The sequence below is a fragment of the Salmonella sp. SAL4457 genome, from assembly GCF_046548235.1.
In the GTDB taxonomy this organism is placed as follows: domain Bacteria; phylum Pseudomonadota; class Gammaproteobacteria; order Enterobacterales; family Enterobacteriaceae; genus Salmonella; species Salmonella enterica.
Map to the genome: position 1 here is coordinate 687831 of NZ_JBGDZO010000002.1, position 16807 is coordinate 704637.

At 55.6% G+C, this 16807-nt stretch carries 7 protein-coding genes; 2 read left to right on the forward strand and 5 right to left on the reverse strand.

Annotated features, from left to right (window positions below; translation table 11 throughout):
* Window positions 1-27: 27 nt before the first annotated feature.
* Window positions 28-11502, reverse strand: a complete 11475-nt coding sequence (gene bapA, locus ACLJNW_RS10980) for a biofilm-associated protein BapA (RefSeq protein WP_024154432.1) — start codon at window positions 11500-11502, stop codon at window positions 28-30.
* Window positions 11503-12117: 615 nt separating this feature from the next.
* Entirely contained in the window at window positions 12118-12600 is a 483-nt protein-coding gene (gene smpB, locus ACLJNW_RS10985; protein ID WP_001518569.1) for an SsrA-binding protein SmpB, read from the reverse strand.
* A gap of 188 nt (window positions 12601-12788) precedes the next feature.
* On the opposite strand from smpB, the gene ACLJNW_RS10990 reads away from it, so the two are divergent.
* Together ACLJNW_RS10990 and ACLJNW_RS10995 are read left to right on the forward strand one after the other, a co-directional pair.
* Complete coding sequence (locus ACLJNW_RS10990; RefSeq protein WP_001537508.1) at window positions 12789-13226, forward strand: type II toxin-antitoxin system RatA family toxin; 438 nt, start codon at window positions 12789-12791, stop codon at window positions 13224-13226.
* Complete coding sequence (locus tag ACLJNW_RS10995) at window positions 13216-13506, forward strand: RnfH family protein (protein WP_001112990.1); 291 nt, start codon at window positions 13216-13218, stop codon at window positions 13504-13506. The genes ACLJNW_RS10990 and ACLJNW_RS10995 overlap by 11 nt, the downstream gene beginning before the upstream one ends.
* Window positions 13507-13671: 165 nt before the next feature.
* On the opposite strand, the gene bamE is transcribed toward ACLJNW_RS10995, so the two are convergent.
* From bamE to nadK, 3 genes are all read right to left on the reverse strand, one after another.
* Complete coding sequence (gene bamE, locus ACLJNW_RS11000) at window positions 13672-14010, reverse strand: outer membrane protein assembly factor BamE (protein WP_001203445.1); 339 nt, start codon at window positions 14008-14010, stop codon at window positions 13672-13674.
* Window positions 14011-14157: 147 nt separating this feature from the next.
* Window positions 14158-15819, reverse strand: coding sequence for a DNA repair protein RecN (recN, locus tag ACLJNW_RS11005; protein ID WP_000880965.1), 1662 nt, complete (start codon window positions 15817-15819; stop codon window positions 14158-14160).
* Window positions 15820-15904: 85 nt separating this feature from the next.
* Complete coding sequence (nadK, locus tag ACLJNW_RS11010) at window positions 15905-16783, reverse strand: NAD(+) kinase (RefSeq protein WP_001059155.1); 879 nt, start codon at window positions 16781-16783, stop codon at window positions 15905-15907.
* Window positions 16784-16807: the final 24 nt, after the last annotated feature.

Sequence of the window (16807 nt, forward strand, 5' to 3'; positions counted from 1 at the left end):
AACGTCGTGGCGTTCGGGGCTTTTTTATCAACCGCCGGTTATCAGGTGGTTGTTCTGCAACAGATCATTTAGCGTGAGCTGCACATTCTCCAGAGTGACAAGGTCGGTTGATTTAAACGCGCTGCCGGCGCCGTCGCGATCGACGGATATCACCGTATTGGCGCCGCTGGTATGAACCTGAACAAAGTTACCCAGCGTCGCCGCCTGGTGATCCCATCCCGTCAGCAGTTCGTGGATATCGATCTTGTCGCCCTGCGCGGTAGAGAAGTTTTGCCAGCGATCGACGCCGTTGCCGCCGGTCGCGTCCGCGCCGTTTAACAGGTGGTAAATCAGCGTATCGCCATAGGCGGAGCCGATGAGAACATCGTTTTGGTTGGTACTGACGATTTGCGGCGCCATATCAATGGTCAATGTGGCGCTATCCGTATGACCCATCTTGTCATCCAGTTGATAGGTAAAGACCTCTTTACTGGTGATGGACGACATCGCGACGCCATTATTCAGGGTGTAGGTGTAAGCGCCATCAAGGTTAATTTGCAATGTGCCGTAATGTCCCTGAATCGTGGCGCTGGTGGTATTCGCCGCGGCGTCCAGCGTGGCGGCGCTGCCGTTATACCCGCTAATGCTCAGGCGGGTATTCACCGTATTAAGCTGATCCATCGCCCCCGCCGCGTCGCTGCCGTCAAAAATATTGCCGGGAACGGTATGCGTTCCGGACGTTTCAAAATTATCCAGATCGACGGTGGTGCCGATGACGCGTGGCGTGATCGTCGCCGCCCCGGCCAGGGTATTGGTACCGGTAAAGTTAAGCGTGTACGTTCCGGCATCCAGCTCCAGGCCGCTCAGGTTGACGGTCACCGTCGCGCTGCCCAGCGTGATATTCGCCACCGGAACGGTTCCGTTGCGTATGACGGTCCCGTTCTCCTGAATGGCCCAGCTAATATTCAGATTACCCAGCGTAATGAGCGTGGAGACATCAAAGACCAGTGACGCGCCTTTAAGTACGGTGCCCGTTGCAACGTCAAAGGTGCCGCTCCCGCTGCCCGATTTGCCGAGTAGCCCCCAACTGGCGCTGCCGACGCTGGAGTCCAGCCAGGCAGCGGTATCCTGAAGCGTGGCGACGCTAAGGGTATCGCTGACATCATTAATCGCATCCAGCGCCCTGGCGGTTGGCGTGATATTGAGCGAGGCCGTATCGGTATCGCCGTTTGGCGCTTTGACCGTATAGATAAAGCTGTCCGGCGTTTTAATGCTGTCGGCGCCGACGCCGTTCTTCAGCGTGTAGGTATAGTTGCCTCTTGCGTCAATGATGAGCGAGCCATACAGCCCGTTTACCTCCGTCGTGCCGGTCGCCGCAATCGCCACGCCGTTTACTTCAGTGAGGAGGGCGCCCGTAGGGGCGACATCATTGGTCAGTACGTTGCCGGTGGTGTTGGCGGTGATACTGTCAACGGCATAGGTGTGGTCCTGGGAAATCGCCAACGTATAGCCAGTGAGGACGCTAATGCCGCTGGCGGTATTCAGCACGAACAGGTATTCGCCGCCAGGCAACGTCAGGGTCAGCGGCTGGGACTGTCCGGCTAACAACAGGGTGTTAATCCAGCTTTTTTCCACCCGGAACTGCTCATATTGCTGAATGGCATCGTTGAAGCGATAAACGTACAGATCGAACGTGGAAACCAGTGAGACGCCGCCGACGGTTCCCTGTAACGTCATGGTTCGCGTAGCGCCTTCTTCAACGTTAAAGATGATCGGATTAGTCATATCATCAAGCAGATTCGCGTTCAGTACATTACCAAGTCCGACGCTTAATACCGTGACGCCGCTTTGTGTCGAGGGACCGTTGTTGACGTAGCTAACATGAGTATCAAAGACCAGAGAGGCGTTATTGTCTGTCGCTATCACACTGCCCGGTACAGGCGCGGGACCCAAATTAATAACCAGTTGCGCGGCGCTGCTACCGACGCCATTCTGGGTGATGGTGTAGGTGAAGCTCTCTTTATGTCCGTATCCCGCCGTGGGCTTAGTCAGCGTGTAGGTGTAACTGCCATCCTGATTAATGTGCAGCGTGCCGTATTGTCCCTGGATATCCACGCCACCCGCGCCGACCGGCGTACTGACGCCGTTGGCGTTGGTGATGGCGGTGACCGTGGTGCCCGTCGGCGCGGTATCATCAGCCATGACGTTGCCGGTACTGATGGTTGGCCCGCTAATAATACCTGCGCTGGTCTGGTGTACATCGACATCCAGGCTGGTATATGACCCGGTGGCGAGCAGACTGGTGTTATAAGTGAGTACCCGGTACTGGCCTTCGCCCAGTCCGCTCAGGTTCAGGGTAACGCCGCTCCCGGTCAGGGTAAGCAAATTCGCGAAGTCGCCAACGGCGGTGTTGACGATCGTCGTCCAGGCGCCGAGGCTGGTGTCGTAGCGCTGTACCACAATCTCCTGAGTGCTGAGCAGCGAAAGCACGATTCCCGTTGCGGCGGCATCGATGGTGACGTCGCCCGTACCACCTTCAGCAATGGTGAACTCAACCTGAGCGGTATCGTTACCCAAAACCGAGGCGACATCGCCAAGCGCGCCAACCAGCAGCAGGCCGTAATCCGAATAGTTTTGCGTGCTGGTGACGGCGGTCGAGGTCAGATCAAGACTGGTGATGTTATCCCTTGCCGCCAGCGGCAGAACCGGTGCGGTAATGCCTAACGTGCCGGAGGCGTTACCCGCAGCGTCAGTGGCCGTCACGTTAATGAGTTGGCCTTCAATTTGTTTTGTCGGCAAGGTGAGAGACCATGCGCCGTTGCTGCCGGCGGTGGTGGTGAGCGTCACGCCGCCCGCCAGCGTGACGGTTACGGTGCTGTTTGCCTCTGCCTGCCCGGAAAGTGAACCGCCATCGGCGCTGAGCGTACCTGACGGCGTACCGGGCGCCAGCGTATCGACAATCACCGTCGCGGCGGTGGAGACGCTGCCTGTTCCGTTGGCGTTAGTCGCGGTGGCGGTGAAGGCGTGGCTGCCTTCGGTCAAATTGCCTGTCGGGGTAAAGCTCCAGTTTCCGCTGGCGTTCGCCGTGGTGGTGCCGAGCAGCGCCCCGTTGTTATAAATGCTCACCGTGGCGCCCGCCTGAGCGGTACCATTCAATGTGGGTTGGGCGTCATTAGTGACCTGACCGTTGGCGATAGCGCCGGTATAAATACCCACATCATCCACTACGTTGGTGATGATCGGCGCTTCCGGCACGCGCGTATCGGGCGCGGTAAATCCGGCGGCAATGCCAGTGTTGCCTGCTTTATCCTGGGCAAATGCCAGTAGCGGCTGACCATTGGTCTGCGCGGGCGTGAGTGTGGCGGTGAAGCTGCCTGTACCGTCGGCGGTGGCGGTTCCCAGTACCACACCAGTATCAGAGGTAATCGTCACTGTACTGCCTGCTTCCGCGGTGCCCGTCACCCGATTACCGGTAGCATTGATGACCAGGTTGCCGGGCGCGCCGGGCGCAATGGTATCCACGATAATCGTTATCGATGGCGAAGCGGCGCTAACGTTACCAGCTGCATCGGCGGCGCTAACGCTATAGGCGTGACTTCCCTGGCCGAGCGCGGCGGTTGGCGTCCAGCTCCAGTTGCCGCTGGCATTGGCGTTCACGGTCGCGACCAGCGCACCATTATCGAAGATGCTTACCGCGCTGTTGGCTTCCGCGGTACCGTTGAGCGTCGGCTGTGTGTCGTTGGTCGATTGTCCATTGCCAATGGCGCCGGTGTTGTTCGGGACATCATCAACGATGCTGGTTATAAGCGGAACCGTTGGCGCAAGGGTATCGACCACGATAGTAAAACCGCTGGTGGCCGGGCTAACGTTGCCTGCCGGGTCGGTGGCGGTCACTGTTAATATGCGCGTGCCGTCGTTTAACCCTGTCGTCGGCGTGAAGCTCCACGCGCCGCCCGCGTTAGCCGAGGTGACGCCAAGCAGAGTGTTGCCATCATAGATACTGACCACGCTGCCCGCTTCGGCAGTGCCGTTCAGCGTGGGGCGGTTATCATTGGTTATCTGACCATTAGCGAGATTTCCTGTGACCCCGCCCGCGACGTCATCCACCACGGACGTCAGGATTGGCGTTTGCGGCGCGGTGGTATCGACCGTCAGGGTGAAAGCTGTACTGTTCGGGCTGCTGTTTCCTGCGGCATCGGTGGCGACGGCGGTGATGACGTGCGTTCCGCTTGCCAGCGTTGAGGTGGCGACGCTCCACGCGCCGTCAGGCTGAGCCGTTGTCGTGCTAATGACCGTACCATTTTCATAGAGCGTAATCGTGGCGCCGGCTTCTGCGGTGCCGCTGAAGGTTGGCGTAGGATCGTTGGTATTTTGGCCGTTCGCGATCGTGCCGAGGCCTGGCGCCTGATCGTCACTGACTGATGTGATTACCGGCGTCAGCGGCGGCGTGGTATCGACGACGAAATTAACGCTGTCCGAAACGGGACTGGCGTTGCCTGCGGCATCAACGGCAATGACGGTAATTACATGGTTGCCCGTCGCCAGAGAGGCATCGGGCGTGTAGCGCCAGCTACTGCTATTGTCGGCGGGAATTTCAGCCAGCAGTGTGCCGTTATCGTAGAGACGAATAGTTGTGTTGGCTTCACGGGTGCCGCTAATGACAGGGCGCGCCTCGTCTGTGATCTGTCCTGAACTCAGATTGCCGGTAATGGGGCCCGTACCGTCGTAGACCGTATCAATAACAGGCGCGGCGGGAGCCGTGGTATCAATAGTAAACGAGCGTATTTCGGACGCGGCGCTGGTATTGCCTGCCGCATCGGTTGCTGTCGCCGTCAGGTTCCAGACGCCCGCGCCCAGCGAGGTAGACGGCGTAAAGCTCCAGCTACCGTTGGCCTGAACTTGCGCCGTGCCGACCAGCGCGCTGCCATTATAAATCGAGATGGTTGTACCCGCCTCACCGGTACCCGAGAGTGTTGGTCGGGTTTCGTTCGTCGAGCCGCCGTTGGGGACGATGCCCGTCACCGGCGCCGTATTGTCTGCCACGCTGGCGATAACCGGCGCGGCGGGTGGTGTGGCGTCAATCGTCAGCACAAATCCGCTGGACACCGCGCTGCTATTACCCGCCGGATCGGTGGCGCTAAGGGTGAACGTGTGGCTACCGTTTGCAAGCGGCGTCTGCGGCGTGAAACTCCATGTGCCGTCGCTATTCACCGTCGTGGTACCGATGGACGCGGGATTACCGTCAAGATAGACATTAATCGTCGCGCCTGCCTCTCCGCGCCCGTTCAGGGTGGGCGTCGCATCGTTCGTTAGCTGCCCGCTAACCAGGTTGCCGGTAATACCGGGCTGGTCATCCACGACGGAGGTGAGAACCGGGATCGCCGGAGGCGTAATATCGACTATGATCGTCCACGGCGCGGAGACCGCGCTGGTATTGCCCGCCGGATCGGTAGCGCTAACCGTCAGATTATGGCTTCCCTCTGACAAATTGCGGGGCACCGGGAATGTCCAGCTACCGTTTTCGCCTACCTGAGCCGTGCCAAGCGGCGTACCGTTATCAAAAATGGTGATTGTCGCGCCAGGTTCGCCAGTTCCGTTCAGTATTGGCTGCCGATCGTCGGTGGATTGCCCCGGTAACACCGGAACGGTCGGTTGATTGTTATCGTCAATCACGGACGTGATAACCGGCACATCTGGCGCCTGCGCGTCAATGTTCAGCGTAAAGCCGTCCGAAGGCTGGCCGCTATTGCCGGCGGGATCGGTCGCTACGGCGGTAAAGATGTGTGCGATGCTCTCCAGCGGCGCGTTCGGGGTGAAGCGCCAGTTGCCGCTTTGATCTACCGTGGCGGAACCGATTTCTACGCCGTTATCCAGAATGCGGATGGTGGCGCCTGCTTCTCCCGTTCCGTTGAGCGTCGGGCGTGAATCATTGGTGAGCGCGCCGTTATCCAGCGTACCGGTCATGCCGGGGACATCATCCGTTGCGCTGGTAATAACCGGTTGCGCCGGCGCGCTAAGATCGACAGTGATCCCGACCGGTGCGGACAGGCCGCCCGGGCCATTCGCATTGGTTGCCTGGACGGTGAAGTAATGTGTGCTTTCGCTTAATGGCGTCGTGATCTCAAAGATCCAGTTCCCGCTGGCGTCAACGGTGGCAAAGCCTGCCGAATCGCCATTAATGAAAACTTCAACGGTAGAGCCGATATCCGTAGTGCCGCGCAGCGTCGGCGTGGTGTCGTCCGTGGCGCCGCCCGCCGCAATATTCCCCTGTACGCTCCCGACATCATCTTCAATCGCCGTGATGGCCGGGACGGCGGGCAGACCGCTGTCGGAAGCGGGAAAATTCGTAGCCGGGCCGTTATTCCCCGCGCGATCGATAGCAATTGCCGTCAGCGTACCGCCATCGGTTTGCGCCGGACTGAGCGTAACGACGAACTCACCGGTGCCATTAGCGACAGCGCTGCCGACCAGGGTGCCATCGGCATGATGAATTTCAACGGTAGCGTAAGGATCGGCAAGTCCGGCCACGCGCGTGCCATCGTCGTCCACCGTCTGGACTGTTGGCGCGGGCGGGGCGGTGATATCCACGGTAATGGTGATCGGCTGGGTTTGCGCCGTGGTATTTCCAGCATTGTCAGTCGCGCTGAAGGTTAGCGCATGGCTGGCTTCTGACAATTCGGGCGTATTGAATGTCCAGGTCCCGTCGGTGACGAGCGCCGTCCCGATTGCCACGCCATTGTCGTAAATCGTGACGGTGCTGCCGTTTTCGCCGCTGCCGTTGATAGTCAGCGTCCGATCGTTAGTAAAGGCGCCATCGGCTAATGGCCCGGTCACTGGTGCAACATCGTCAAGGATCTCATTGACGACGGGCGGCTGCAACGGAACGGTGTCGACGGTGAAGGTAAAGCTGTTCGATACGCCGCTGCTGTTTCCGGCGGCATCGGCGGCAATGGCGGTCAGGGTGTAGACGCCATCCGGCAACGCGCTGGTCACCGGCAGCGTCCAGGTGCCGGTCTCATCGACGGTGACTACGCCTAAAACGCTGCTGCCGTTATAGAGCGTAATAATGCTGCCGATGTCGCCAGTGCCGTGAATGACCGGTGTATTGTCGTCAGTGGTTGCGCCGCTGACAATAGTATCCTGGACTTCGCCGACGTTATCTTCGGCAAAAGTGATAACCGGATTGGCGGGCGCAGTGGTGTCTAGCGTAAAAGTGACTGAGGCGGAAGGTGGACTGATATTGCCCGCTATATCGGTTTCCGTGACGGTAATGGTATAGGTTTCTGGCGTCAGTGCCGCAGGCGTAAAGTTCCAGCTACCGTTATCGCCTACCGTTGTGCGACCAATTTCACTGTCATTATTGTAGAGAATTATCGTGCTGCCGATCTCTCCCGTGCCGCTGAAGGTCGGCGTGGTATCGTTCGTTGCGCCATTATTGCCGATGTTGCCAATAACCGGCGCGACGTTATCGCTGATTAGCGGCGCGTCAGGCTGCGCTGGAGGCTGGGTATCAAGGGTAACGGAGAAAACGCCGGAGGTCGGGCTACTATTGCCTGCGGCATCCGTGGCGGTGGCCGTCAGGATGTTTAACCCTTCGCTCAGATTACGGGTTAGCGGATAGGTCCAGCTACCCTGTGGATTGACCTGGACGGTAGCCAGTTCTACGCCGTTATTGTACAGGGTGATGATGGTGCCGGGTTCGCCGGTGCCGCTGAGGGTCGGCATACGCTGATTGGTAATACTGCCGTTTGCCAGTAGCACCTCGCCTTCTCCGCCGGTGATGGCGGCTGACACGATCTGCGGCGCATCCGGCGCCTGGGTATCGATGCGTAGGGTAAAGCTGATGGATTCGGGACTTTCGTTCCCCGCCGGATCGTTGGCGCGAGCGGTCAGAAGGTGGTCGCCGTCGCCCAGCGCGGCAGGCGGCGTAAACTGCCAGCGCCCGTCCGTACCGACCAGCGCCTGACCTATGGCATTGCCGTTATCGTAAAGGATGATTGTATCGCCTGCGGTGCCGCTACCGCTCAACCGGGGCTGGGATTCCTGGGTAATCTGATTGGTATCAATCGTATTTCCGTCGCCGTCAGCTACGCCGATAACGCCGGGAGCGGCAGGGGCCTGGGTATCAATGGTAATCGTAAAATCGGTCGAAAAAGGCGTGGTGTTGCCGTTACTGTCGCTGGCCGTCACGGTAAAGGTGTAGGTGTCGTCCGCCAGTGGCGAGGCCGTGGTGTAGGCGTAGCTCCAGACGCCGGAATTACCGACGATAATATCCGCTATCCGGGCGCCATTCTGATACAGGTGTACTGTGGAACCCGGTTCACCTGTACCGTTAATCGTTGGCGTGCTGTCGTTAGTGAGCCCCAGATGCGCGACGCTACCGAGAATACCCGGCGCATCATCTGTAATGAAGGTGATTACCGGTTGCTGCGGCGATTGCGTATCGACCACCAGGTCGAATGACGCGGCCGGACTGGCATTGCCTTTAGCGTCGGTTGCGATTACGGTCAGTCGATGCGCGCCTTCACCTAAATTTTGCGACGGCGTAAACGTCCAGGTGCCGTTGGGCTGTAGCGTGGCGAGTCCCAGCGAAACACCGTTATCAAAAATTTCGACACGCGCGCCAGCCTCCGCCGTACCGCTAAGGGTGGGGCGGTTGTCATTGGTGGTTTGTCCGTTAACCAGCGGCCCGGTGAAGCTTTCAACATCGTCCAGCACCTGAGTGATAATGGGCTTATCCGGGGCGGTGATATCGGGCGCTTGCGCTGTAGTTGGCGGGCTGACGTTGTTGGCGTTGTCGGTGGCGGTGACGGTAACCTGTTCGCCGTTGGTCTGTGCGGGGACGAGGGGAAGGGTAAAATGACCTTCGCCATCTGCTTTGCCGCTGCTAAGCGGCTTGCCGTCCGGCGTGGCGATCGTGATGGCGCTACCCGGTTCGGCGGTGCCGCTGATACTGGTGCCATCCTCACTAATTACCACGTTTTTCGGCATTTCCGGCGCGGTACTGTCCGGCGCGATAACCGTCGCGGCGGCGCTTTCGTTTTTCGCGACATCGGTGGCGGTAGCGATAAGCGCCTGGCCGTTAGTCTGCGCCGTATTCAGCGGAACGATAAATTGTCCGTTGCCGTTAGCGACGGCGCTGCCAAGTACGGTGTTGCTACTGTCGCGGATAGTGACCGTTGCCCCGGCTTCCGCCTGACCGCTTACGGACAGACCGTCGGTCGCCACGATAAGACCGTCCGGTGCCGCAGGCGCAGTTTTATCCGGCGCGTTCAGCGTTTCTACCGGACCGCTATTCGCGGCTTTATCGGTAACGCTAATGCTCAATGTTTCGCCGTTAATTTTCGCCGGGCTAATACCTATTGAGAAGGTACCGTCGTCGCCTGCCGTTCCACTACCGAGCGTATTTCCCAGGCTGTCTTTGATAACCACAGTACTGCCAGCTTCCGTAGTGCCGGTAAGTCTGTCGCCGACGTCGCTAACCGCCAGGCCTTCCAGCACCGGCGGCTGCGTGTCGATATCAATGGTAAAGGAGACGGACTGCCCGCTGGTGCCGCGATCGTTGGTCGCGGTAGCGGTAAAGACATGGTCGCCATCGGCAAGTGCCAGCGAGGGGGTAAAGCTCCATTTGCCGTCAGCGTCAGCGACAATGGGCGGAAAGGTCGGTACAGGAAAGCCATTATCGTTAATCGATATCGTACTGCCTGGTTCAGCAGTACCGCTGAGGGTTGGGCGGTTATCATCTGTGGCATCGCCATTTTTCAGCAGCCCGGTAACGGCGCCAGCGTCATCCGTCACGGTAAGGATAGTCGGCTGGGCAGGATACTGTGAATCAGAAGCGGTAAACTCCGTGGCGGGGCCGATGTTACCGACGGCGTCCTGAATACGCGCTTCCAGACGCTCGCCGTGGGTCTGAGCCGGATTCAGCGTGATGCTGAAGTGGTTATTTTCTCCGGTAATCGTGGAGCCCAGGTAATTTCCCGCCGGGTCATAGATCGACACGGTACTGCCAGCTTCAGCGGTGCCGCTAACGGTTGTGCCGTCTTTCGCAACATTATCAATGATAGCGGCGTCAGGCGGTGTGGTGTCCACAATGATAGTAGGCGTTGTCGTCACGCGGCTCGTGTTTCCGGCTTTGTCGCTTTGTTCGACGGTAAAGGTATGTTCGCCATCGCTTAACGGCGTAGTCGGCGTAAAGGTCCAGCGTCCATTTTCGTCTACGGTAGCGCTGCCGATAACGGTTGAACCTTCTTTAATCGTGATGGTATTGCCTGCCTCTCCCTGCCCGGAAAATAGCGGTTTTGCCTCGTCAGTCCGGTCATTATTCTGTAGCGGCCCGGTGAGCAAACCGGTGTTATCGGCAATCAGTTCAACGCGTGGGGCATCGGGGCTGAGTGTGTCGATAGTCAGCGTAAAGCGGGCTGATTCGCTACTTTCGCCTTTAACGTTAGTCGCAATGGCGGTGAAATGATTTTCCCCATCCGCTAGCGCGCTGGTAATGGCAAAACGCCAGTTTCCGCTGGTATCAACCGTTGTTGAGCCTATTTCCTGACCATTGGCGTAAATATGGATGACTGTGCCTGCGCTGCCGGTGCCCTCCAGAGTGGGGGTACTGTCGTTCGTAAACTGATTATTGCTCAGCGTGCCGGTGAGGGGAGCGGCATCATCGATAGCGGCGGTGATAACCGGTGTATCGGGGAGAGGAATGTTGGGCGCATCAATGGTTGCGGATGGGCCGGTATTGCCGGCATCGTCAGTCGCGGTCACGGTAAGTTGTTCGCCGCTAATCTGTGGCGCTGTCAGATCAATACTAAATTTACCGTCGCTATCCGCTTTGCCCTCGCCAACGACGTTGCCTGAGGGATCTTTGATGGTAATGGTACTGCCCGCTTCGGCTTGCCCGCTTACCGTTTTTCCGTCCGCTGAAATCAATAATTCGCCGGGAGCGAGAGGCGGGGTAGTATCTACAGGATTACTGCTACCTGGAGTATTGCCGTTGGGGGTACTGCCGCCGGGATTGCTGTTATCAGGGGGATTACCGTCAGGATTGGTGTTATCGGGGGGCGGATTATCGCCATCCGAATGATGGTGGGAATCGCCGCCGCCGGAAGACGCGATAGCGGCAATGCCGCCAGCCGCCACCGCGCCAGCCAGTACCCACGGCCAAACGGCGCCGCCTGCTTCATGGGAAGCGCCGGAAGTGACCAGCAGTTCATTAATATCAGCGATTTGTTCAAAATGTAGCCCGGCTTGAGGATTTTCTACCCACCATAACGTGCCATCGTTTTCCGCCAGTACTAACTGGCTTGCGCCCAGATCGTTGGTAACGTAAAAGTTTTTAATCGTGATCGTTTCGCCGGAATGGAGCCTCACCACCAGATCCTGATTAATGCGCGTAAGTTGACTAATTTCCTCCCGGGCCACTGATAATTTAACAATTGACGGGGCGTTAAGAGTGACCGCTGAGGATTCCACAGTGGTGGAGACGCCAGTCAATTTCGAAACCACGGCGAGTAGACGCATAAATTAGCTCCTGATGGATTTGCTCTGTGTATTAATTAACGGGCACGACGTTCAGGGCAAAATGCGTAGACGAGCCTTCCCGTTCATCGTGAGAGATGAATTTCCGTAGCCATATTCTTTTTTATGAGCGTAGGTGGAGGTCTGGTTTTCTCGCCGAATAACCCTTTGTTTTTTGTGCCTGACTAGTGCTTTCGTATTAGATGATATAGTCAGAAAAAAATCTTTCTGCAAATTAAGATCTATTGATAAAGGTGTTAGTGCGTCTGAAATATAACGGAGTTTGTGTTAAGTAGAGGTAGAGTGGGCTAACAATGCATGATAATTTTTTATTTATCTTTATGTTTTATAATGAATTTTAATTTTTTTCTTCTTTTTCTCTTTTAACATAAAAACAATACTTTTTGTGAAGGTATTCAGCACTATTAAATTTTATAAAAATCATTTGAAGTATTGTGTTATTAGGCTATAAAAATTTTTTAAACAAAGAATATATTCTTGTTGTGGTATTTATTGCTATTGATAAGCGTCAGACACAGAGAATATATTTTCGAGGCATGCATGAGATATGAACATTGACCAGCTTCATACTGAGAAGCTGGTCACAAAAAATGTCTATTATCGGCCTGCATTTTTCATAATGCGTGCTTTATCCAGTTGCCACTCACGTTCTTTAAGATCGGAACGTTTATCATGTTGTTTTTTACCTTTCGCCACGCCGATCTTCACTTTGCACCAGGCATTTTTCCAGTACAGAGAAAGCGCGACGACAGTATAACCTTCACGATTAATACGGCCATACAGCGAATCAAGCTCACGCTGATTTAACAACAGTTTGCGGGTTCGGGTTGGGTCGCATACAACATGTGTCGAGGCGACCGCCATCGGCGTAAAGTTTGCGCCAAACAGCCAGGCCTCGCCATCTTTGAGGATAACGTAACTGTCGCCGATATTGGCTTTTCCTGCGCGCAGAGATTTTACTTCCCAGCCTTGCAGGGCGAGACCAGCCTCGAACTCTTCTTCGATAAAGTATTCGTGCCGGGCGCGCTTATTCAGCGCGATGGTGGCTGAGCCCGGTTTATGTGCTTTTTTCTTCGTCATAAGTGTCGTGAATTCATAGGTAATCTGATATCGAAAACACCCCATTACGTCCTGATGAGGTGCAAAAATCTATCTTAGCATGAGTTGGGCTATGCACGCACAATTAAGGCATGACGGTTGGGGACAGCATTTTTTTTACTCGCTGATAAGTGGTATTATTTACACGATTTATGTTGATGGGAATTGCTATGCCTCAGATTAGTCGGACTGCTTTAGTCCCCTACAGTGCGGAACAGATGTATCAGTTAGTGAATGACGTGCAATCGTATCCCCAGTTTTTGCCTGGGTGTGTTGGTAGTCGCGTCCTGGAGTCATCGCCAGCACAGATGACGGCGGCTGTTGACGTGTCGAAGGCGGGTATCAGCAAGACGTTTACGACGCGTAATCAGCTAACGCGTAACCAGAGCATTCTGATGCATCTGGTGGATGGCCCCTTTAAAAAGCTGATCGGCGGCTGGAAATTTACCCCGCTCAGCCCCGAGGCGTGCCGCATTGAGTTTCAGCTTGATTTTGAGTTTACCAATAAACTCATTGAGCTGGCGTTTGGTCGTATATTCAAAGAGTTAGCGTCCAACATGGTGCAGGCGTTTACGGTTCGCGCCAAAGAGGTTTACCGTGCCGGATAAACTTGTGGTTGAAGTGGCTTATGCGCTGCCGGAAAAGCAGTATTTGCAGCGCGTAACGCTGGAGGAGGGCGCGACGGTCGAAGAGGCGATTCGCGCTTCCGGCTTGCTGGAATTGCGCACGGATATCGATCTGGCGAAAAATAAAGTAGGTATCTACAGTCGTCCGGTAAAACTCACCGATACGGTGCAGGATGGCGATCGGGTTGAAATTTACCGTCCCTTAATCGCCGATCCAAAAGCATTACGCCGCCAGCGTGCCGAAAAATCGGCTGGCAGATAATTAGCCTCTTTTGCCGGATAACGGTGTGAAAGCCGTACCACACCTGAAGCACAGGCGTGCCTGTAAGCCAGATAAACGTAGCGCCATCAGGCAAATTCGTACCAAATGGCGGGGGAGAGGTTTGCAGGCCTGATGAACGTAACCTCATCAGGCGGTATCACAAAATTACTTCGTCAACGCCGGTTTGTTATCAATATTGGTTAACACGCCGCTGCTGTTAAAGGTGAGCGTCAGAGTCTGCTGCGTCACGTTCTCATGTCCTGGCTGCTGGCGGAAGACATAAAACCAGGTGTTCGTACCAAAAGGATCGGTCATCATCGGCGTGCCTAAAGCATACGCAACCTGTTGTTGCGTCATACCAACACGCACTTTGGCGACATCCGTAGGTGTAAGATAGTTCCCCTGATTGATGTCAGGTCGGTAAACCACTCGCTCCAGAGTGGAACAGCCTGCGGTCAACATCAGGAGTACTGCTGCGGCAGCAGTCAGCGTTTTACAGCGCATAGTGATTGGGTTCCTTTTCGGGCCTGAGCAGTACGTGGCTCATATTAATATGCCGATGATAATAGACCTTTCATCACTTTAAAACCTTTTGCTGTCGGGTCTTACGCGTTTTTGTTGTGAACTCAGACCTTCGGGAGATAAAAAAGTTTACGCCGCCAGCAGTTCTTTTGCGTTTGCCAGCGTATTACGCGTAACTTCACTTCCTCCCAACAGGCGGGCCAGTTCCTGTAAACGCGCACGTTTATCCAAAGGTTGCATATGGGTTTCGGTCATTGCCCCGTCTGTTTCTTTACTGACAAAGAAGTGCTGGTGACCGCACCCGGCTACCTGTGGCAGGTGAGTGACGCACATCACCTGAGTGGATTCGCCAAGCTGACGCAGGAGTTTACCGACCACGGCGGCGGTTGGGCCGCTGATGCCAACATCGACCTCGTCAAAAATTAGCGCCGGCGTTTCCATTTTGCGCGCGGTAATCACCTGAATAGCCAGCGCAATGCGCGACAGTTCACCGCCAGACGCGACTTTAGCGATAGGCTGCAGCGGCTGACCCGGGTTTGTCGTCACTTTAAACTCCACGCGATCGGCGCCGTCGTTGCTCAGATGATGCTCATCAAATTTCACGTCGATAGTAAACAGACCGTGCGGCATCGAAAGTAAATGCATACTTTCAGTGATCAACTGCCCCAGCTCCTGGGCGTAAAACTGACGCTGTTGATGCAGCGCTTGCGCCGTTTCCAGCGCTTGTTGGTGATGCTTATTAACCGCCAGAGTCAGCGTTTCCAGCGAATCCGCCTGATCGTCGAGCTGCTGCTGTTCTTCGAGCAGTGACTGATAAAGCTGCGGCAGCGCTTCCGGGCTGACGTGATGTTTTCGCGCCAGCGAAATTTGTTTAGCGATGCGCTGTTCAAGCTCAAACAGGCGATTGGGGTCTAAATCCAGACGCTCGCAATAGTGGCGTAATTCATCGCTGGCTTCGGTGAGTTGGATAGTGGCTTCTTCCAGCATATCCAGGATGCCGGAAAGCTTGCTGTCCATACCCACCAGCTCGCTAACCAGTTGTTTTGCGCTATATAACTGGCTTTGCAGGTTAACGTCTTCGCCGTCCGCGAGTAGCGCCAGAGCGTTCTGGCTGGTCGTAAGCAACTGCCCGCTGTTGGCCAGCCGTTTGTACTCTTCGTCAATTTGCTCGAATTCGCCGGCCTGCGGATTAAAGTCGTTCAACTCTTTTAACTGATATTGCAGCAGTTCCGCGCGCGCGGCGCGTTCCTGGCTTTGTTGCTGGTGATGGGCGAGATCGCGGCAGCTTTGATGCCATAATTGGTAGCGAGCAGCCATCTGCTGCGCTAAAGCGGCTTCGTTGGCATAGCTATCCAGCAGCGATTTTTGCTGTTCGGGTTTGGTAAGCTGCTGGTGCGCATGTTGACCGTGAATTTGAATCAGCAACTGACCGAGCTCGCGCAATTGAGACAGGGGCACAGCGGTGCCGTTAATAAAGCCCCGTGAGCGACCATCGCTGCTGATAACGCGGCGAAGTAAGCATTCGCGACCTTCTTCAAGCTGGTTTTCTTCCAGCCAGCGCAATGCCGCAGGCGTGTCTTTCAGCGCAAAGCGGGCACACAAATCGGCGCGGGTCGCTCCGGTACGGACCATATCGGCCTCAGCGCGACCGCCCAGACACAGACCCAGGGCATCAATCGCAATAGATTTACCCGCGCCGGTTTCACCAGTGATGACGGTCATTCCGCTCTGAAAATCGATCTCAAGCTCACGAACGATAGCAAAATTGCTGATGGTCAGTTGCGCCAACATAGCTGTTTTCCTGTATGAAAAACCATGACTGTAATTAAATACAGTATAAACTGGTTTTTTATACAGTAAAGAGGCTAACGTAAAATTAGAATAATTTTTTTGACCAACCGAGTTTTGTGCTTAATGTATTGAAATAGCTATAGTCTTTGGGATGTATCAGGTTGAGATGGTAGTCGCAGCGGCGAATCAGCACATCTTCTCCTTCCTGAATAGGCAGCGCTATCTGGCTGTCGCAGCTAATTTCCAGATCGCTACGGCGATGCGAAAAACGCAGACGAATCGTGCTACTGCTGTTAATGACTAACGGGCGTGCCGACAAGGTATGCGGGAACATCGGCACCAGGGTGATGGCATCCAGTGAAGGGGTCAGAATAGGGCCGCCTGCGGAGAGCGAATAGGCGGTGGAGCCGGTCGGCGTAGAAATGATCAGACCATCAGATCGCTGTGAAAAAGCGAAGGTTTCATCAATATAAACCTCGAATTCGATCATATGCGCCACTTTTCCCGGATGCAGCACCACTTCATTAATGGCTGTGCTGATACGCTTCTGGCGGTCCTGTTGGCAGACCTGCGCTTCCAGCAGAAAACGTTTTTCGGAGATATAGCGCCCTTCCAGCACATCAGATAATTGTTGCAGGGCGTTGTCCGGATCGAGATCGGTCAGGAAGCCAAGATTACCGCGGTTAATGCCAATCACATTGATGTCATAACGCGCCAGCGTACGCGCTGCGCCAAGCATATTGCCGTCGCCGCCCACGACTACCGCCAGATCCGCCTGTTGACCAATTTCCGCCAGCGTGCCGGTTGGCACATTTTTTAGCTGTAATTCGTGGGCGATTTGTTGCTCCACAATGACCTCATAACCCTGATCGCATAGCCAACGGTAGAGCATTTCATGTGTCGTGAGTGCGGTGGGATGACGCGGATGCCCCACAATGCCGATACACTTGAAATGATTATTCATTTTTCTGAGGTCCTTGTAGCGAAG